Origin of the sequence: Erwinia sp. MYb416, assembly GCF_037479575.1 — a bacterium.
GTDB classification, from domain to species: Bacteria; Pseudomonadota; Gammaproteobacteria; order Enterobacterales; family Enterobacteriaceae; genus Erwinia; species Erwinia rhapontici.
Window position 1 is genome coordinate 1 of sequence record NZ_JBBGYT010000421.1, and the last position, 19287, is coordinate 19287.

The following is a 19287-nucleotide window of genomic DNA, read 5'->3' on the forward strand; positions in this document are numbered from 1 at the left end:
GTGAGGGAAGGAGCATAGATAAGTATGTGACTGAGCTTACGAGCGCAGGCAACGCAGTCAGAGCACAAAAGACACAGGACAGAGCACAAAGAATTTGCCTGGCGGCTTTAGCGCGGTGGTCCCACCTGACCCCATGCCGAACTCAGAAGTGAAACGCCGTAGCGCCGATGGGACCCCTGAAGGGACGTTGAAGACTACGACGTTGATAGGCCGGGTGTGTAAGCGCAGCGATGCGTTGAGCTAACCGGTACTAATGACCCGTGAGGCTTAACCTTACAACGCCAGAAGCGTTCTGGTGGCGTTCGAGAGACGCAAAAGAGATTTTCAGCTTGTTACCGGAATTAAGTCCGAAGGATTTTGCGCTGTGACAAGGCGGCCAGTGAAGTGAGGGAAGGAGCATAGATAAGTATGTGACTGAGCTTACGAGCGCAGGCAACGCAGTCAGAGCACAAAAGACACAGGACAGAGCACAAAGAATTTGCCTGGCGGCTTTAGCGCGGTGGTCCCACCTGACCCCATGCCGAACTCAGAAGTGAAACGCCGTAGCGCCGATGGTAGTGTGGGGTCTCCCCATGCGAGAGTAGGGAACTGCCAGGCATCAAATTAGTTCCTTTTCCCCTGACAAGGAAAATAACAGGAACAAACTTGTATCAGACGTTTTCTGATGTGAGTGTAAGGACCGGTGGAGCGGTAGTTCAGTTGGTTAGAATACCTGCCTGTCACGCAGGGGGTCGCGGGTTCGAGCCCCGTCCGTTCCGCCAATTATTAAAAATTATGCCTGCTAAATTTAGCAGGCATAATGTTAAGCATAATTTAGGGGCGTAGCTCAGTTGGTAGAGCACCGGTCTCCAAAACCGGGTGTCGCGAGTTCGAATCTCTCCGCCCCTGCCAAATAAAAACAATCCTTTGCTTCGGCAAAGGATTTTTTTTGTCTAAAATTCCTGCCATGTTACCCCTGTAATCATCTTAAAAGCATAAAAAAGGACCAGCAAGCTGGTCCGATTCGATGGTTATTTATACGCTTTATGCTCTTATATTGACCGGAGACTTAATGAGTTGTCGGATATATGCCTGCTGATCGCTGTTTTGTAGCCATACCGCATACAGCGGTCTGGATGCGACAGCGGTATCAGGGATGACTAGCAGATCGCTGTACTCTTTCCCCCACACATCCGGTAAAAATGCACAGGCCCCAGTGGTATGCAGCAGTTGCCTGGCCAAATGTGCTGAGGTTGTTGTTAGTACCGGAACATCATCAGCGCCGGCAAGATAACTTTCATGTTGATGAAAATCAGCACCCCATTCCAACTTAATGTAATCATATTTCTCCTTTTTCTCGGATTTTTTTGACCGGAAAAGAGTCAGTGAAATATGGCCAATTTGCTGACTGGTCAGCTCATCCATTTTGGGGGCTTCGGTCGTAATAAGCAGGTCAAGTTGTCTCTCATGTAGCTGTTTAACCAGCAAATGACGCTGCGCAACACGCGCTTCCAGATGTAAGCTCTCACGGTTCTCATACAGCGTTTGCAGCCAGGGTGTCAGATAAGCCTCCCACAGAGAAGCACTGGCCCCGATCGACAGCTCGTGATGTTGCTGAGTGTGCGCTACCTCTTTCTTAGCCATCAGCCATGTGCTCATCAGGCTCTCTGCATAGGGCAGCAAACGCTCCCCTGCAGACGTCAGTCTGATGTTATTACGATGGCGGGTAAAAAGGTTCACTCCCAGCTGATTTTCAAGCTGTCTGATGCGAAAACTTACAGCAGATTGCGTGAGATAGAGTGCTTCTGCGGCACGTCCAAAGTGGCGAGTTCTGCTCACTTCAAGAAAGGTTTTCAGTAATTCCGTATCCACATCCATCTCCTAAAAAACATTTGTCGTTATGATTTAAATGTTTTGTTTTACACTCTGTCAAGCCTATCTAATACTCCGCGCCATAAATAGCACGGCCATAAATGAGTTAGGAGCGTGTAAAATGGCGGAAAGCTTCGCAACAACGAATCGTTTTTTTGATAACAAACATTACCCTCGCGGGTTCTCCCGTCACGGTGATTTCACCATCAAAGAAGCCCAACTTCTTGAGCGTTATGGTTACGCTTTCAACGAACTGGACCTGGCAAAACGTGAGCCAGGTACGGAAGAAGAGCGTCTGTTCATTGAGGTGTGCCGGGGCGTGCGTGAGCCGCAAACCGAGGCAGAAAAAGTCTGGTCAAAATATATGACCCGAATTAAACGTCCTAAACGTTTCCATACCCTGTCCGGCGGTAAACCGCAGATGGAAGGCGTTGAAGACTACACGGATAGTGACGATTAAGAAAAAGGGGCTTCGGCCCCTTTTTCATTTCCCTACTGCAGGCTGTTATGCAGATGAATCAGCAGGCGGTCGATCCCTCGGTAACTAACGGCTTCCGTTAAATGCTCCCTGCTAACCTCGTTCTCCCCTGCCAGATCGGCAATCGTACGTGCCACCTTCAGCAAACGTTGCCATGCCCGCACTGACAGCCCCAGTTGGTTCAGCACTTGCTCCAGCCATTGAGCATCCTCAGGCGTAAGTGTACAGCATGCCTTGATATCGTTGTTGTTCATTACCGCATTCACTTTGCCGCAGCGATTGATCTGGCGTTCCCGTGCGGCCAGCACACGTTCACGCACTTGCTGACTGGACTCTCCATTACCCTGTTGTGTACTCAACATCCCTGGTGGTAGTAACGGCACTTCAAGAGAGAGATCAAAACGATCGAGAAAAGGGCCAGACAGACGGCTGAGATAACGTAATGTCTGCTGGGGTGAACTTCGATTATGTGGGCCGCTATAATGCCCGGTTGGGCTGGGGTTCATTGCGGCGATCAGCTGAAAGCGTGCCGGATAGGTGATTTTGGCACGTGCCCGCGAAATACTGATCTCCCCTGATTCAAGCGGTTCACGCAGTGCATCCAATGCGCGGCGTTCAAACTCCGGAAGCTCATCAAGAAACAGTATGCCGTTGTGGGCAAGGGAAATCTCACCGGGCTTAGGCAGTGAACCACCGCCGACAAGAGCATACAGAGATGAACTGTGATGAGGGGAACGGAATGGCCTCTGGCGCCACTGACGGTGCAGATCGCCACTGCCTAGCAGACTGGCTACGCTGGCACTCTCCAGGGCCTCACGATCGCTTAGAGGCGGCATCAGACCGTTCAACCGTGAGGCGAGCATCGTCTTCCCCGTGCCGGGTGGGCCAATTAAGAGCAGGTTGTGCCCACCGGCTGCTGTTACCTCCAGTGCGCGCTTGGCCTGCTGCTGGCCGATAATCTCGTTTAAATCCCCTGTAACGTGCGGCAGGCAGACCAGGTCGTTGCTCTGGGCTTCTTCAAGCTGCGTTCTGCCATGCAGGAAAGCACAGACCTCAAGAAGATGGCTGGCGATTAAACTTTTCCCGTGCTGGATAAGGCCAACATCATTTTGGTTATCCGCTGAGAGGATGAGTTGCCTTCCTGCATTGAGTGCCGCAACGGCTGCAGGAATTGAGCCCTGTACGCCACGTAGCGCGCCGTTGAGGGCTAACTCACCGAGGAACTCATACCCGGCAAGTTTCGCCGCAGGAATCTGCTCTGAAGCTGCCAGGATGGCTATAGCGATAGGCAAGTCATACCTGCCGCCTTCTTTCGGGAGATCGGCGGGGGCAAGGTTGACGGTAATGCGTTTTGCCGGAAAGGTGAAACCGCTGTTGATGATGGCGCTGCGCACCCGGTCCCGGGCTTCTTTAACTGTCGTTTCGGGCAGACCGACCAGTGACAAAGCGGGCAGGCCATTACTCAGGTGAACTTCAACAGACACCAGCGGCGCCTGAATGCCCAATGCGGCACGGGTATTGGCAACAGATAGCGACATAGACACTCCTTGTATTCGCTACTGTGCACTGTCGATTTGCCTCTGACGAGGATGACATCAGGAATTTGTATGCTGCGCCGTAATGAATTTCATCAGCTCGACTGCGGAAGACATCTTCGTGCGATCTGCCCCGAACATTTTCACTATGTGGAAATAAAGCAGTCACGCGCCGTGAGTGATGAAAAAAATTCAATTTTTCCTTATTAACTGAATAACAATAGTTTTTTCTGGATTTGCGTCAGCGGTCATAAAATAAAGTGATGAAAAAAGTTGAATTAATGCTGATAACTGTGATAACTCTGTAGGCATTACTTCGAACAAGCGAACTAAAAGAATTCAAATGAAAGCCCTTCTACGAGTCATTAGCCTAGTCGTCATTAGCGTCGTCGTGATTATTATAACGCCGTGCGGGGCTACGCTCGGAGAAAGAAAGGCTTAAAAATCAAGCCTGATTTCGAAAGAACCCCCGCACCGAAAGGTCCGGGGGTTTTTTTTTGGCAAGGTATCAACGACAGAGGAACAGAATATGAACAGTAGCATAAAATGCTGTTGTTCCCAGCGAGAGGCGGGGGAATAACTATGAATGGTGCTCAGTGGGTGGTTCAAGCTTTGCGTGCACAGGGAGTCGAAACAGTTTTCGGCTACCCGGGTGGTGCAATCATGCCGGTCTATGACGCGCTCTATGACGGCGGTGTCGAACACCTACTGTGCCGCCACGAGCAGGGTGCAGCGATGGCCGCTATCGGCTTTGCTCGTGCAACCGGTAAAGTCGGCGTCTGTATCGCCACTTCCGGGCCGGGTGCCACCAATCTGATCACCGGGCTGGCAGATGCCATGCTGGACTCTGTTCCTATCGTCGCCATTACCGGGCAGGTCTCTTCTGCCGTGATGGGGACGGATGCTTTCCAGGAAATTGATGTTCTCGGCCTGTCGCTGGCCTGCACCAAACACAGCTTCCTCGTTGAATCCCTTGATGAACTGCCGGTGGTGATGGCCGAAGCTTTTGCCATTGCGAAATCAGGTCGGCCTGGCCCAGTACTGGTTGATATTCCTAAGGATATCCAGTTAGCGAGCGGCGATCTGGCCGCCCATCTGCTGCCAGTTGAACAGGAAATGGCACATCCTCACGCGGAATTACAGCAGGCGCGTAATCTGCTGGCGCTGGCGAAGAAGCCGATTCTGTATGTGGGCGGTGGCGTGGGTATGGCTGATGCTGTACATGCGTTGCGTGCTTTTGCGAAAGAAACGGGAATTCCCACTGTCGCAACGTTGAAAGGTCTGGGCACACCGGATGCTGATGACGAATGCTACCTGGGTATGCTGGGCATGCACGGTACCAAAGCGGCCAACCTGGCTGTGCAGCAGTGTGACCTGCTGATCGCTGTCGGGGCGCGCTTTGATGACCGCGTCACCGGAAAACTCGACACCTTCGCGCCGCATGCCAGTGTGATCCATCTGGATATTGACCCTGCCGAGCTGCATAAACTGCGCCGTGCACATGTTGGCTTACAGGGCGATCTTAATAAGCTGTTGCCTGATTTGTATCAGCCAGTATCCATCAGCGCATGGCGTGATGAAGTGAAAGCGCTGAAAGCCGATCATGGCTGGCGCTATGATCATCCCGGCGAGGCGATTTTTGCTCCGCTGTTTTTAAAACAGTTATCAGATCGTAAACCGCAAAGTGCGGTAGTGACTACCGATGTGGGCCAGCACCAGATGTGGGCTGCACAGCATATGAGTTTTAACCGTCCGGAGAATTTCATCACCTCCAGCGGTCTGGGCACGATGGGCTTCGGCCTGCCCGCAGCCGTGGGTGCGCAGGTTGCCCGTCCAGATGACACCGTCATCTGCGTCTCGGGAGATGGCTCCTTTATGATGAATGTCCAGGAGCTGGGCACCGTTAAGCGTAAACAGCTGCCGGTAAAAATCGTTTTGATGGATAACCAACGCCTGGGGATGGTACGCCAGTGGCAGCAGTTGTTCTTCGAAGAGCGTTACAGCGAAACGAATCTTTCAGATAACCCCGATTTTCTCATCCTGGCCAGTGCATTTGGCATTCCTGGCCAGCGCATTACCCGTAAAGATCAGGTCGACGCCGCATTAGACGCTTTGCTGCACAGTGAAGGGCCATACATGCTCCACGTCGCGATTGATGAGCATGAGAACGTTTGGCCTCTGGTACCACCGGGCGCCAGCAACGAAAATATGATGGAGAAGACTTCATGAAACAGCATCAATTGTCTATAGAAGCACGCTTTCGCCCGGAAATACTGGAACGCATTTTGCGCGTCGTTCGCCACCGTGGCTTCCAGGTGTGCTCAATGAACATGGCGTCGCTGGTCAATACTGACAATATTAATATTGAGATGACCGTTGCCAGCCAGCGCTCTGTCGATTTACTGTCAACGCAGTTAAGTAAATTGATGGACGTTGCATGCGTTCAGATCCAACAACAAACAACACAACAAATCCGCGCATAAGCGCGCAAGGAAACAAGAATGACGAAGAAAGCAGACTTTATCTGGTTCAACGGCGAGATGGTAAAATGGGAAGACGCAAAGGTCAGCGTGATGTCCCATGCACTGCACTACGGCACTTCAGTGTTTGAAGGCGTACGTTGCTATGACTCGCATAAAGGACCAGTAGTCTTCCGCCATCGTGAACATATGCAGCGCCTGCGCGATTCTGCAAAAATCTACCGTTTCCCGGTCAGCCTGAGTGTTGATGAGTTGATGGAAGCCTGCCGCGCCACACTGCGCAAGAACAACCTTAAAAGCGCCTATATTCGTCCATTAGTCTTCGTGGGTGACGTTGGTCTGGGTGTTAACCCGCCGGACGGCTACGAAACGGATGTGATCATCGCGGCCTTCCCATGGGGCGCCTATCTGGGTGCTGAAGCGCTGGAGCAGGGTATTGATGCCATGGTGTCTTCATGGAACCGTGTCGCGCCTAACACGCTGCCAACCGCAGCGAAAGCCGGTGGTAACTACCTTTCTTCTCTGCTGGTCGGTAGCGAAGCACGCCGCCACGGTTACCAGGAAGGTATCGCGCTGGATACTCAGGGCTACATCTCTGAAGGTGCAGGTGAGAACCTGTTTGAAGTCAAAGACGGAATCCTGTTCACGCCGCCGTTCACCTCTTCCGCTCTGCCAGGGATTACTCGTGACGCCATCATCAAACTGGCGCAGGATATGGGTATTGAAGTCCGTGAGCAGGTGCTGTCTCGTGAATCTCTGTATCTGGCTGACGAAGTGTTCATGTCAGGCACCGCAGCGGAAATCACCCCGGTACGCAGCGTCGACGGTATTCAGGTTGGCGAAGGCAAGCGTGGTCCGGTGACCGAGCGTATTCAGTCTGCATTCTTTGGTCTGTTCACTGGCGAAACGGAAGACAAATGGGGCTGGTTGGATCCGGTTAACCCATAACAAAAAATACTTTTCGCGGGCATCATTTGATGCCCGCGCACTATCTGATTTCTGGAGTAAAGAGCATGCCTAAGTATCGTTCTGCCACCACCACCCACGGCCGTAATATGGCCGGTGCCCGTGCCCTGTGGCGCGCCACAGGAATGACCGATGATGATTTCGGTAAGCCGATCATTGCGGTGGTTAACTCCTTCACGCAGTTCGTGCCGGGTCACGTTCATCTGCGCGATTTGGGAAAACTGGTTGCTGAAGAGATCGAAGCTTCTGGCGGCGTGGCGAAAGAGTTCAATACCATTGCGGTGGATGATGGTATCGCCATGGGCCACGGCGGGATGCTCTATTCTCTGCCGTCACGTGAGTTGATTGCGGACTCCGTGGAGTACATGGTCAATGCGCACTGCGCTGACGCCATGGTCTGTATTTCCAACTGTGACAAAATCACCCCGGGAATGTTGATGGCGTCACTGCGCCTGAACATTCCGGTGATCTTCGTCTCCGGCGGTCCGATGGAAGCCGGTAAGACCAAACTGTCCGACAAAATTATTAAACTCGATCTCGTCGATGCGATGATTCAGGGCGCTAACCCGAACGTCAGCGATGCGGAGAGCGACCAGATTGAACGTTCTGCCTGTCCGACCTGCGGTTCCTGTTCCGGTATGTTCACCGCCAACTCGATGAACTGCCTGACCGAAGCGCTGGGTCTGTCACAGCCGGGCAACGGCTCGCTACTGGCAACGCACGCTGACCGTAAAGAGCTGTTCCTGAATGCGGGCCGCCGTATCGTTGCGCTGACCAAGCGTTACTACGAGCAGGATGATGAAACCGCACTGCCACGCAGTATTGCCAGCAAAGCGGCGTTCGAAAACGCCATCACGCTGGATATTGCTATGGGCGGCTCAACCAACACCGTTCTGCATCTGCTGGCTGCCGCACAGGAAGGCGAAATCGATTTCGATATCTCTGACATCGACCGTCTGTCCCGCCTGGTTCCACACCTGTGCAAAGTGGCACCAAGTACCCAAAAATACCATATGGAAGACGTGCACCGTGCCGGTGGCGTACTGGGCATCCTTGGTGAACTGGACCGTGCCGGATTGCTGGACAACAGCGTACGTAATATCCTCGGACTGAGCCTGCGTGAAACGCTGGATCAGTACGACATCATGCTGACCAAAGATGAAGCCGTGAAAAAGATGTTCCGCGCTGGCCCGGCAGGTATTCGTACCACGCAGGCGTTCTCGCAGGACACTCGCTGGGACACGTTAGATGACGATCGCCAGGAAGGCTGTATTCGTTCACGCGAGTTCGCCTTCAGTCAGGACGGTGGTCTGGCCGTACTGTATGGCAACATTGCTGAAAACGGCTGTATTGTGAAAACAGCCGGTGTGGATGAAGGCAGCCTGGTGTTCAGTGGTCCGGCAAAAGTGTATGAAAGCCAGGATGATGCTGTTTCTGCCATTCTTGGCGGCAAAGTGGTTGCTGGTGACGTTGTGGTGATCCGCTACGAAGGACCAAAAGGGGGGCCGGGTATGCAGGAAATGCTCTACCCAACCACCTATCTGAAATCCATGGGTCTCGGTAAAGCCTGTGCGTTGATCACCGATGGGCGTTTCTCTGGCGGTACCTCCGGTCTCTCAATCGGTCATGCCTCACCGGAAGCGGCCAGCGGCGGGACCATCGCGCTGGTCAAAGATGGCGATATCATCGACATTGATATCCCGAATCGTGGCATCCAACTGGCGGTACCAGAGAATGAACTGGCTGCCCGTCGTCTGGAAGAGGATGCACGTGGCGATCAGGCCTATACGCCACACGGCCGTGAGCGTCAGGTTTCCTTCGCGCTGCGCGCTTATGCCACTCTGGCAACCAGCGCCGATAAAGGTGCCGTCCGTGACAAGAGTAAGCTGGGAGGCTAACCAACATGGCTGAATCTCAACCGCTATCCGACCAGCCCACGGGCGCAGAGTATCTGCGGGCCGTGCTGCGTGCGCCGGTGTACGAAGCTGCACAGGTGACCCCGTTGCAGAAGATGGAAAAGATCTCCGCGCGTCTCGGTAATACGATTCTGGTGAAACGCGAAGATCGCCAGCCGGTCCACAGTTTCAAGCTGCGCGGCGCCTATGCGATGATCGCCGGGCTGAACGCAGAGCAGAAAGCCTGTGGTGTGATTACAGCATCTGCCGGCAACCACGCGCAGGGTGTGGCGCTGTCATCCAGCAAGCTGGGGATTAAGTCTCTGATTGTGATGCCAGTGGCAACGGCCGATATCAAAGTGGATGCTGTGCGGGCGTTTGGCGGTGAGGTTTATCTGTTTGGGGCCAACTTTGACGAGGCCAAAGCCAAAGCCATTGAGCTGTCTGAGCAGCAGGGTTACACCTTCGTGCCACCGTTCGACCATCCGATGGTGATCGCCGGGCAAGGCACGCTGGCGATGGAACTGCTGCAACAAGATGCGCATCTGGATCGTGTGTTCGTGCCGGTGGGCGGCGGCGGGCTGGCGGCAGGTGTTGCGGTGTTGATCAAACAACTGATGCCGCAGATCAAAGTGATTGCGGTGGAAGCGGCCGATTCAGCCTGTCTGAAAGCCGCGCTGGATGCCGGGCATCCGGTCGATCTGCCACGCGTCGGGCTGTTTGCCGAAGGGGTGGCGGTGAAGCGGATCGGCAGCGAAACCTTCCGTCTTTGCCAGGAGTATCTTGACGACATCATTACCGTCGACAGTGATGCGATCTGTGCCGCGATGAAAGACCTGTTTGACGATGTGCGTGCGGTGGCGGAGCCTTCGGGCGCGCTGGCGCTGGCCGGCATGAAGAAGTACATCCAGCAGCACCAGATCCAGGGTGAACGCCTGGCGCATGTGCTGTCCGGTGCAAACGTTAATTTCCACGGTTTGCGTTATGTATCAGAGCGCTGTGAACTGGGGGAACAACGCGAAGCACTGCTGGCGGTGACGATCCCAGAGCAACAGGGCAGTTTCCTGCGTTTCTGTCAGCTGCTGGGTGGCCGCTCGGTCACCGAATTCAACTACCGTTACGCCAACGCAGACGATGCCTGTATTTTCGTCGGTGTACGACTGACGCGCGGATTATCCGAGCGTGAGGAGATTCTGACGCTGTTGTCAGAAGGGGGTTACAAGGTGGTGGATCTCTCCGATGACGAAATGGCGAAGCTGCATGTGCGTTATATGGTGGGCGGGCGTCCGTCAAAGCCATTACGTGAAAAGCTGTTCAGCTTTGAATTCCCGGAGGCACCCGGTGCGCTGCTTCGTTTCCTGCAAACACTGGGTACCCACTGGAATATCTCGCTGTTCCATTATCGCAGCCACGGCACGGACTATGGCCGCGTGCTGGCGGCGTTTGAACTGAGCGACAGTGAACCGAAGTTTGAAGAGCATCTGGCGGCACTGGGTTATGACTTCCACGACGAAACGCATAACCCGGCTTTCCGTTTCTTCCTGGCCGGTTAAAGCAATTTCCAGAAAGCATCAATAAGCGGCTCACTGAGCCGCTTTTTTTGTACGCAAACGCCTAACTCAAACGGCGCCACCATCTCCACATCTTCCAGTTCCAGAATACGATTGCGTATCGGTTCCGGGCTGTTTTCCAGCACCACATCCGGCAGCAGGGCAATACCACAGCCCAGCGCGACCATTGACACAATCGCTTCATGACCGGACACCGTCGCATAAATCTGAGGATTGGCGATATGACGATGACGGAACCAGAGATCAATACGCCGCCGCGAAGGGCCCTGAGCGGGGAGAATAAACGGAATTTGCGCCCAGTCGGGTTGCGGTTGCGTCGCCTGAGCCCGTACCGGACAGGGCAGTGCCGGGGCGATTAACACCAGCGGGATTAACCCCAGCGGGGTAAAACCGATGCTGGTGGGCAGCGTTTCCGGCCGTCCGGCGATGGCAATATCCACTTCGTTAGACTGCACTTTTTCCACCGCGTCGGCAGCATCGCCCGTGGTGAGTTTGATTTCGACCAGCGGATGCTCGGCACGAAAGCGATCGAGAATGGGTGGCAGATGGCTGTAAGCGGCCGTCACCGAGCAGAACATTTTCATCTCACCGCTGAGTGACGGGCCGTTCTGGCCCATCGCGTGCCGCATCTGCTGGTACTGTAGCAGCGTCTGCTGGGCAAACTGACGCAGGCGCTCTCCGGCATCGGTCAGGGTGACAGTGCGGTTATCACGCAAGAATAACGTCTGGCCAAGGTCTTCTTCCAATCGCTGGATTTGGCGTGAGAGCGTGGAAGGACTGACATGCATCGCCCGCGCACTGCGCCCGAAATGGCGGCTTTCAGCCAGATGTAGAAACAATTTCAGGTCACGCAAATCCATCAGAGTCAGGCCTCATTCTTATGTTGCAAAATATGCAATGTCACGTTGTTAATATATCAATTTCAGCAACGCATTTCCTGTCATATGATAAGGTCTATTGAGGGTAAGGAAATAACCTACCCCGACAACAAACAATAATGCGAACACAACCTCATACGGAGTACCCCATGGCTAACTATTTCAACACTTTGAACCTGCGCAACCAGCTGGCGCAATTAGGTAAATGCCGCTTTATGGCTCGCGAAGAATTCGCTGATGAAGCCAGCTACCTGAAAGGCAAAAAAGTCGTCATCGTTGGTTGTGGTGCTCAGGGCCTGAACCAGGGTTTGAACATGCGCGACTCTGGCCTGGATATTGCCTATGCTCTGCGTGCTGAAGCGATTGCTGAGAAACGTGCTTCATGGCGTAAAGCGACCGAAAACGGCTTCAAAGTGGGTACTTACGAAGAACTGATCCCGCAGGCAGACCTGGTGGTTAACCTGACGCCGGACAAACAGCACACTTCTGTTGTTCAGGCTGTTCAGCCGCTGATGAAAGACGGTGCTGCACTGGGCTACTCTCATGGCTTCAACATCGTTGAAGTGGGTGAGCAGGTACGTAAAGACATCACCGTTGTGATGGTAGCGCCGAAATGTCCGGGTACTGAAGTCCGTGAAGAGTACAAACGTGGTTTTGGCGTACCGACGCTGATCGCGGTTCACCCGGAAAATGACCCGAAAGGCGAAGGCATGGCGATTGCTAAAGCCTGGGCAGCTGCGACCGGTGGACACCGTGCAGGTGTGCTGGAGTCTTCCTTTGTTGCGGAAGTGAAATCTGACCTGATGGGTGAGCAGACTATCCTGTGTGGTATGTTGCAGGCCGGTTCACTGCTGTGCTTCGATAAACTGGTTGCTGAAGGTACCGATGCACCTTATGCAGAAAAACTGATTCAGTTCGGCTGGGAAACCATCACCGAAGCGCTGAAGCAGGGTGGTATCACTCTGATGATGGATCGCCTGTCTAACCCGGCTAAACTGCGTGCTTTCGCACTGTCTGAGCAGCTGAAAACCATCATGGCGCCGCTGTTCCAGAAGCACATGGATGACATCATCTCCGGTGAGTTCTCTTCCGGCATGATGGCTGACTGGGCGAACGACGACAAGAATCTGCTGGGCTGGCGTGAAGAGACCGGTAAAACCGCCTTCGAAACTGCTGCACAGTTTGAAGGTAAAATTGCCGAGCAGGATTACTTCGACCAGGGCGTTGTGATGATTGCCATGGTGAAAGCGGGCGTTGAGCTGGCATTCGAAACCATGGTGGCTGCTGGCATCATCGAAGAGTCTGCTTACTACGAATCACTGCACGAGCTGCCGCTGATTGCGAACACCATCGCACGTAAGCGTCTGTATGAAATGAACGTGGTTATCTCTGATACTGCAGAATACGGTAACTACCTGTTCTCTTACGCAGCAGTACCGCTGCTGAAAGAGTTCATGACCACTCTGCAGGCAGGCGATCTGGGTAAAGCAGTGAACACTGCGACCACCGTTGATAATGCGCAGCTGCGTGATGTGAACGAAGCCATCCGCAACCACGACATCGAAACGGTAGGCCGTAAACTGCGTGGCTACATGACCGATATGAAGCGTATCGCTGTCGCAGGTTAATGACGCGCAGTACCTCCAGGGGCGGATCGACGATCTGCCCGAAAAAAAAGCGCCTGACGGCGCTTTTTTCATTAGTTACGGTACAACACCTTAATGATGTGGTAACCGAACTGGGTATGCAGCGGGCCCTGTGGCTCGATCAGTGGGCAGGAGAACACCACTTTATCGAACGCCGGCACCATTGCACCTTGTTTGAACTCGCCTAAATGGCCGCCTTTCTTACCTGACGGACAGGTCGAGTGTTTCTTTGCCAGCTTCTCAAAATCGGCACCTTCTGCCAGCTGGGCTAACAGATCCTGAGCCAGTTTCTCTTCTTTTACCAGAATGTGCAGTGCTGCTGCCATTTTTGCCATGATGTTACCTTGAGTCATAGGGATTTGGCTGGCTATACTACCACGCTGTTATTTTCTTCCCTCTGCAATTTCATTGAGTGACTTATCTATGCGTCTTAATCCTGGTCAGCAACACGCCGTCGAATTTGTTACCGGGCCTTGTCTGGTACTGGCTGGTGCCGGTTCGGGTAAAACACGCGTGATCACCAACAAAATTGCCCATCTGATCCGCGAGTGTGGCTATCAGGCACGCCATATCGCCGCAGTGACGTTTACCAATAAAGCGTCGCGTGAGATGAAAGAGCGTGTGGCACAAACCCTTGGCCGTAAAGAAGCACGCGGACTGATGATTTCGACCTTCCATACCTTGGGTCTGGAGATTATCAAGCGCGAATATGCTGCGCTGGGCATGAAAGCCAAATTTTCGCTGTTTGACGATCAGGACCAGCTGGCATTACTCAAAGATCTGACGGAAGAGTGGCTGGAAAATGATAAAACCCTGCTGCAACAGCTGGTCTCAACGATCTCGAACTGGAAAAACGATCTGATGGATCCCTCGCGTGCGGCAGCGGGGGCGCTGTCCGAACGCGATAAGCTCTTTGCACATTGCTATGCGCTGTATGACAGACACCTTAAATCGTGCAACGTGCTGGACTTCGACGATCTGATCCTGCTGCCCACGCTGTTGTTCCAGCGTAATCTGGAGGTTCGCGAGCGCTGGCAGCAACGCATACGCTATTTGCTGGTGGATGAATATCAGGATACCAACACCAGTCAGTATGAGCTGGTTAAACTGTTAGTGGGTAACCGGGCACGCTTCACCGTGGTAGGGGACGACGATCAGTCAATCTACTCCTGGCGCGGGGCACGGCCACAAAACCTGGTGCTGCTGCAGGAGGATTTCCCGGCGCTACAGGTGATTAAACTGGAGCAGAACTACCGCTCTTCCGAACGCATCCTGAAAGCCGCGAATATCCTGATCGCCAATAACCCACATGTGTTTGAAAAGCGCCTGTTCTCTGAGCTGGGGTATGGCGCCGAGCTAAAAGTGATCACGGCTAACCATGAGGATCATGAAGCAGAACGCGTGACCGGGGAGTTGATTGCCCATCACTTCATCAACAAAACCGGCTACAAAGATTACGCCATTCTCTATCGTGGTAACCATCAGTCGCGGGTGTTCGAAAAGATGCTGATGCAAAACCGCATCCCGTATCGTATCTCTGGTGGTACCTCATTCTTCTCACGCCCGGAGATCAAAGATCTGCTCGCCTACCTGCGCGTGCTGACCAATGCTGACGATGACAGTGCGTTTATGCGTATTGTGAACACGCCACGGCGCGAAATTGGTTCAGCCACCCTGCAAAAGCTGGGCGACTGGGCCATGCAGCGTAACAAGAGCTTGTTCAGCGCCAGTTTTGATATGGGTCTGGAGCAGACGCTGAGCGGCCGCGGGCTGGAATCGTTACAGCGCTTTACTCACTGGTTGCAGGAGATTGCCCGGCTGGCCGAACGTGAACCTGTAGCGGCGGTTCGTGATTTGATCCGGGGTATTGATTACGAGAGCTGGCTTTTTGAAACGTCGCCCAGCCCCAAAGCCGCTGAAATGCGCATGAAAAACGTCAATACCTTGTTCCAGTGGATGACGGAAATGCTGGAAGGCAGTGATATTGACGAAGCGATGACGCTGACCCAGGTGGTGACGCGCTTCACCCTGCGTGACATGATGGAACGTGGCGAAAGCGATGAAGATTCCGATCAGGTCCAGTTGATGACGCTGCACGCTTCTAAAGGCCTGGAGTTCCCTTACGTTTTCCTGGTGGGTATGGAAGAAGGGTTGTTACCGCATCAGAGCAGTATTGACGAGAACAACGTCGAAGAGGAGCGCCGTCTGGCTTATGTAGGGATCACGCGCGCGCAGAAAGAACTGACCTTTACGCTGTGCCGCGAACGCCGTCAGTATGGTGAGCTGGTGCGCCCGGAAGTCAGTCGTTTCCTGCTGGAGTTGCCGCAGGATGACTTACAGTGGGAAAGCGAGCGTAAAGTGGTCAGTGCGGAAGAGCGCATGCAGAAAGGCCAGAGCCACCTGGCGAATCTCCGCGCGCAGTTGGCAAAAGCAAAGAAATAGCACCCGGATTAACGCAGCATCACACCGGGCGCAGCAGATTTCAAACGATGACTAATGACCAGTGCACATAGCTTTGCCAGTGTGCCTCCTGCTCCAGCAGCTCTGCACGCAGAGGATGCGCTTCCAGCCAACCTGTCGGCAACGTCAACGTCAGATTATCATCATCCGCCAGTAAACGGACGGCGGGCAGCATGTCATCGCGCCTGCGGCTGGCGAAAATAATCGCTAATCGCAGCAGACGGCACATCCGTTCGGCAACACGTGGCGGTACGGCATTTTGCTGACTTAACAGCGCCAGATCGATACCGTTCACCTGATTTTGCAGCAATGTCGCCAGTAGCTTTTTCTGCGCTGGCGTAAAGCCTGGTAAATCAAGGTGGCGTACCAGATAAGCCGCATGCTGTGGTGCCTGACGGAAATCGACGCTCAGACCAATCTCGTGGATCAGACAGGCACTTTCCAGCAGTTCCCGGCTGCGGTCGTCCAGCTTCCACACCTGGCTGACCTGACGGGCAAAACTGTCTGCCAGCTGGCGGACACGCTCTGCCTGCTCAGGGTCAATCGCAAAACGGCGCTGGATATTGTGCAGCGTGCGGTTACGGATATCACGATCCACTGGCAGATGCAGCATGCCATACACCAGACCTTCGCGCAGCGCGCCACCGGCCAGCGTCATGCTGTTGATATTCAGCTCGGTAAAGATAGCAATCAGAATAGACAGGCCGCTGGGGAACACTAACGCGCGCTCAAGAGTCAGCCCTTCAATCTCCAGCTCTTCCAGCTTGCCGCACTGAATAGCGCGCTGTTTCAATTGCTCAAGTTTACTGAGCGTGATGCGCTCATCCATGCCCTGAGCCATCATAATTTCTTGCAGGGCTTGTACAGTGCCGGACGCGCCCACGCAGACCTGCCAGCCCTGTTCGCGTAAAGCATCAGCCACCGGACGGATCATGGCTCGCGCCGCTTGTTCCGCCTGTTCGAAATTCGCTTTACCCAGATGACGATCGGCAAAATAACGTTCAAGCCAGGTGACACAGCCCATCGACAGACTAAACAGCGTCGTCGTCTGTGAACCTCTGCCGGTGACCAGCTCGGTACTGCCGCCACCGATGTCGACGACCAGTCGTTTGTCCGACCCACCCGTAGTATGCGCAACACCTTGATAAATCAGGCGTGCTTCATCTTCACCGCTAATGACATTGATCGGACAACCGAGGATTTCCTGGGCTTTGACCAGGAAACTACCGGCATTGGCAGCAATACGCAGCGTGGCTGTCGCCACAACGCGGATTTGTTCGGGAGGGATGTCCTGCAGTTGCTCGGAAAACAACCGCAGACACTGCCAGCCTCGTTCCATTGCCTCATCTGAAAGATGATTATCGGCATCGAGACCAGCAGCAAGACGCACCTTGCGCTTGATGCGGGCAATGGTCTGGATACTGCCAGCCACTTCGCGCACCACCAACATATGAAAGCTGTTCGATCCTAAATCGATCGCAGCATAGAGTGATGATGCACTCAGCATGGCGGCTTAACCTGAACGTTTGCGGTTAGGGTTACGCGGTGCGCTACTGCGGCGGTTGTTATTTCCACCACGGCGCGGGCCATTACCAGAACGGTTACGTGTTAAGCGTTTTGGTGGTGGCAATTCGCTCATCAGCGCATCGCTGTTATAGCGACTGACCGCAATGCTGTGACCGATGTATTCTTCAATACCTGGCAGGTTCAGCGCGTACTCTTCACAGGCGAGGCTGATAGAGTGACCATTGGCGCCTGCACGACCTGTACGACCAATGCGGTGAACGTAGTCTTCGCAGTCGTCTGGCAAATCGTAGTTAAATACGTGGGTCACTGCAGGAATATGCAAGCCGCGTGCAGCGACATCCGTCGCGACGAGGATATCGACATCACCCTTGGTGAAATCATCCAGGATACGCAGGCGTTTTTTCTGTGCCACATCGCCGGTTAACAAACCAACACGGTGACCATCTGCAGCCAGGTGGCCCCAGACATCTTCACAGCGGTGCTTGGTATTGGCGAAAATGATGGCGCGATCGGGCCACTCTTCTTCCAGCAGCGTTTGCAGCAGACGCATTTTTTCTTCATTGGAAGGGTAGAACAGCTCTTCTTTAATACGGTGCCCGGTTTTCTGCTCCGGTTCGACTTCAACGTATTCCGCGTTGTTCATGTTCTCAAACGCCAGCTCACGCACGCGGAAGGACAATGTTGCGGAGAACAGCATATTCAGACGCTGGTTGGCGGCAGGCATGCGGCGGAACAGCCAGCGGATATCTTTAATGAAGCCGAGGTCGAACATACGGTCAGCTTCGTCGAGTACCACCACCTGGATGGCGCCTAAATTCACGTGATTCTGTTTAGCGTAATCGATTAAACGACCCGTGGTGGCGATTAACACATCGACACCGCTTTCGAGCACTTTAAGTTGCTTATCATAGCCATCGCCACCGTAAGCCAGACCAAGCTTCAGTCCGGTTACCTGCGCCAGAGGCTCTGCATCCGCATGAATCTGCACCGCCAGTTCGCGCGTTGGTGCCAGAATCAGCGCCCGCGGTTGGTTAACCTGGCGACCTTCCGGTGCGGGGTGAGAAAGAAGATGATGGAACGTTGACGTCAGAAACGCCATCGTTTTGCCGGTACCGGTTTGCGCCTGACCTGCTACATCACGCCCGGAGAGCGTAAACGGTAATGCCAGCGCCTGGATAGGCGTGCAATTATGAAACCCTTTAGTTTCAAGGGCTTCAATAACCTGAGGGTGCAGGGCGAAGTCGGAAAACTTCTGTTCGGTTAAGTGTGTTTTGCTCATAGTGTGGTAGAATATCAGCTTACTATTGCTTTACGAAAGCTTATCCGGTGAAATAAAAGCAGTACAATAAACTCAGCCTTATGCTGCTTAATGCAACATCATGGTAAAGATAATCTCCTGGAGTAAACATGAGCGATAAAATTGTTCACCTGACCGATGACAGCTTTGAAACCGACGTTCTGAAAGCAGAAGGTTTGACGCTGGTTGACTTCTGGGCAGAATGGTGTGGTCCTTGCAAAATGATTGCCCCTATTCTTGACGAAGTGGCCGAAGAGTTTGATGGCAAGCTCACCGTTGCTAAACTGAATATTGATGAAAACCCTGCTACCGCACCTAAGTACGGTATCCGTGGCATCCCAACCCTGCTGTTGTTTAAGAATGGCGAAGTGGCCGCGACGAAAGTCGGCGCACTGTCTAAAGGCCAGCTCAAAGAGTTCCTGAACGCGAACCTGGGCTAATCATGCCGTGCCGGCGCCTTGCGGTTTGAATTTTTCGCTGACCGCTAGACGCCCGGCATTAAGCATGCTAAGTTAAATCTACTGCACTACGCACTTGCCTTGTAGTTTGAATCTTTAGAATTACTCCTTGTTGAACACAGTATTCATCAAAAGTCTTACAGACGTTCAGCAATCTGACGGTTAGTATCAACTGATTTCCGGCTTCTTGTCCTCACCGTCTCCTCGTCTCAGATTTGCGTTTTCCTGCACGTGATCATCGAGTG

At 53.5% G+C, this 19287-nt stretch carries 17 protein-coding genes, 2 tRNA genes, 1 rRNA gene and 1 other annotated feature; of the genes, 14 read left to right on the forward strand and 6 right to left on the reverse strand.

The window, feature by feature from the left end; all coding sequences use genetic code 11:
* Positions 1 to 275 (forward strand) — a sequence feature (most likely nonfunctional fraction of RNA operon).
* Between the two features lie 206 nt (positions 276 to 481).
* From rrf to WH277_RS06805, 3 genes are all read left to right on the forward strand, one after another.
* A 5S ribosomal RNA gene (rrf, locus tag WH277_RS06795) occupies positions 482 to 597 on the forward strand.
* Between the two features lie 87 nt (positions 598 to 684).
* Positions 685 to 761: transfer RNA gene (locus WH277_RS06800), tRNA-Asp, on the forward strand.
* 54 nt (positions 762 to 815) lie between these two features.
* A tRNA-Trp gene (locus tag WH277_RS06805) sits at positions 816 to 891 on the forward strand.
* Between the two features lie 132 nt (positions 892 to 1023).
* On the opposite strand, the gene hdfR is transcribed toward WH277_RS06805, so the two are convergent.
* Complete coding sequence (gene hdfR / locus WH277_RS06810) at positions 1024 to 1851, reverse strand: HTH-type transcriptional regulator HdfR (RefSeq protein WP_133846884.1); 828 nt, start codon at positions 1849 to 1851, stop codon at positions 1024 to 1026.
* Positions 1852 to 1972: 121 nt separating this feature from the next.
* Between hdfR and WH277_RS06815 the strand changes: the two genes are divergently transcribed.
* Positions 1973 to 2311, forward strand: a complete 339-nt coding sequence (locus WH277_RS06815; protein WP_062749119.1) for a DUF413 domain-containing protein — start codon at positions 1973 to 1975, stop codon at positions 2309 to 2311.
* Between the two features lie 32 nt (positions 2312 to 2343).
* Here the strand turns inward: WH277_RS06815 and WH277_RS06820 are convergent, their stop codons facing one another.
* Positions 2344 to 3867, reverse strand: coding sequence for a YifB family Mg chelatase-like AAA ATPase (locus tag WH277_RS06820; protein WP_133846883.1), 1524 nt, complete (start codon positions 3865 to 3867; stop codon positions 2344 to 2346).
* 69 nt (positions 3868 to 3936) lie between these two features.
* On the opposite strand from WH277_RS06820, the gene WH277_RS06825 reads away from it, so the two are divergent.
* The 7 genes from WH277_RS06825 (at position 3937) to ilvA (ending at position 10758) form a co-directional block, all read left to right on the forward strand.
* Entirely contained in the window at positions 3937 to 4074 is a 138-nt protein-coding gene (locus WH277_RS06825) for a hypothetical protein (RefSeq protein WP_159338527.1), read from the forward strand.
* A 133-nt stretch (positions 4075 to 4207) separates the two neighbouring features.
* A complete protein-coding gene (gene ilvL / locus WH277_RS06830) occupies positions 4208 to 4306 on the forward strand; it encodes an ilv operon leader peptide (RefSeq protein WP_105595116.1) in 99 nt (32 codons plus the stop codon).
* Between the two features lie 140 nt (positions 4307 to 4446).
* The gene (ilvG, locus tag WH277_RS06835; RefSeq protein WP_159338528.1) at positions 4447 to 6093 is read left to right on the forward strand and encodes an acetolactate synthase 2 catalytic subunit; all 1647 of its coding nucleotides are present in this window, start codon (positions 4447 to 4449) and stop codon (positions 6091 to 6093) included.
* Entirely contained in the window at positions 6090 to 6347 is a 258-nt protein-coding gene (gene ilvM, locus WH277_RS06840; protein ID WP_133846881.1) for an acetolactate synthase 2 small subunit, read from the forward strand. Before ilvG ends, ilvM begins: the two co-directional genes overlap by 4 nt.
* An 18-nt stretch (positions 6348 to 6365) precedes the next feature.
* Positions 6366 to 7292: a branched-chain amino acid transaminase gene (locus WH277_RS06845; RefSeq protein ID WP_133846880.1), complete on the forward strand. Its 927-nt coding sequence runs from the start codon at positions 6366 to 6368 to the stop codon at positions 7290 to 7292.
* A gap of 65 nt (positions 7293 to 7357) precedes the next feature.
* Positions 7358 to 9208, forward strand: coding sequence for a dihydroxy-acid dehydratase (gene ilvD, locus WH277_RS06850; RefSeq protein ID WP_133846879.1), 1851 nt, complete (start codon positions 7358 to 7360; stop codon positions 9206 to 9208).
* A 5-nt stretch (positions 9209 to 9213) separates the two neighbouring features.
* Positions 9214 to 10758, forward strand: coding sequence for a threonine ammonia-lyase, biosynthetic (gene ilvA / locus WH277_RS06855; protein ID WP_133846878.1), 1545 nt, complete (start codon positions 9214 to 9216; stop codon positions 10756 to 10758).
* Here ilvA and ilvY read toward each other — a convergent pair.
* Entirely contained in the window at positions 10755 to 11636 is an 882-nt protein-coding gene (gene ilvY / locus WH277_RS06860) for an HTH-type transcriptional activator IlvY (protein ID WP_133846877.1), read from the reverse strand. The two genes, ilvA and ilvY, sit on opposite strands and share 4 nt — an antisense overlap.
* A 167-nt stretch (positions 11637 to 11803) precedes the next feature.
* Between ilvY and ilvC the strand changes: the two genes are divergently transcribed.
* Complete coding sequence (gene ilvC / locus WH277_RS06865; RefSeq protein WP_133846876.1) at positions 11804 to 13282, forward strand: ketol-acid reductoisomerase; 1479 nt, start codon at positions 11804 to 11806, stop codon at positions 13280 to 13282.
* 71 nt (positions 13283 to 13353) lie between these two features.
* On the opposite strand, the gene ppiC is transcribed toward ilvC, so the two are convergent.
* A complete protein-coding gene (ppiC, locus tag WH277_RS06870; RefSeq protein WP_133846875.1) occupies positions 13354 to 13635 on the reverse strand; it encodes a peptidylprolyl isomerase PpiC in 282 nt (93 codons plus the stop codon).
* 88 nt (positions 13636 to 13723) lie between these two features.
* On the opposite strand from ppiC, the gene rep reads away from it, so the two are divergent.
* Entirely contained in the window at positions 13724 to 15742 is a 2019-nt protein-coding gene (gene rep, locus WH277_RS06875) for a DNA helicase Rep (RefSeq protein ID WP_133846874.1), read from the forward strand.
* 40 nt (positions 15743 to 15782) lie between these two features.
* On the opposite strand, the gene gppA is transcribed toward rep, so the two are convergent.
* A complete protein-coding gene (gppA, locus tag WH277_RS06880; protein ID WP_133846873.1) occupies positions 15783 to 17267 on the reverse strand; it encodes a guanosine-5'-triphosphate,3'-diphosphate diphosphatase in 1485 nt (494 codons plus the stop codon).
* A 6-nt stretch (positions 17268 to 17273) separates the two neighbouring features.
* Complete coding sequence (gene rhlB / locus WH277_RS06885) at positions 17274 to 18566, reverse strand: ATP-dependent RNA helicase RhlB (RefSeq protein WP_133846872.1); 1293 nt, start codon at positions 18564 to 18566, stop codon at positions 17274 to 17276.
* A 128-nt stretch (positions 18567 to 18694) separates the two neighbouring features.
* On the opposite strand from rhlB, the gene trxA reads away from it, so the two are divergent.
* On the forward strand, positions 18695 to 19024 hold the full coding sequence (trxA, locus tag WH277_RS06890; RefSeq protein WP_133846871.1) for a thioredoxin TrxA: 330 nt from the start codon (positions 18695 to 18697) through the stop codon (positions 19022 to 19024).
* Positions 19025 to 19287 lie beyond the last annotated feature (263 nt).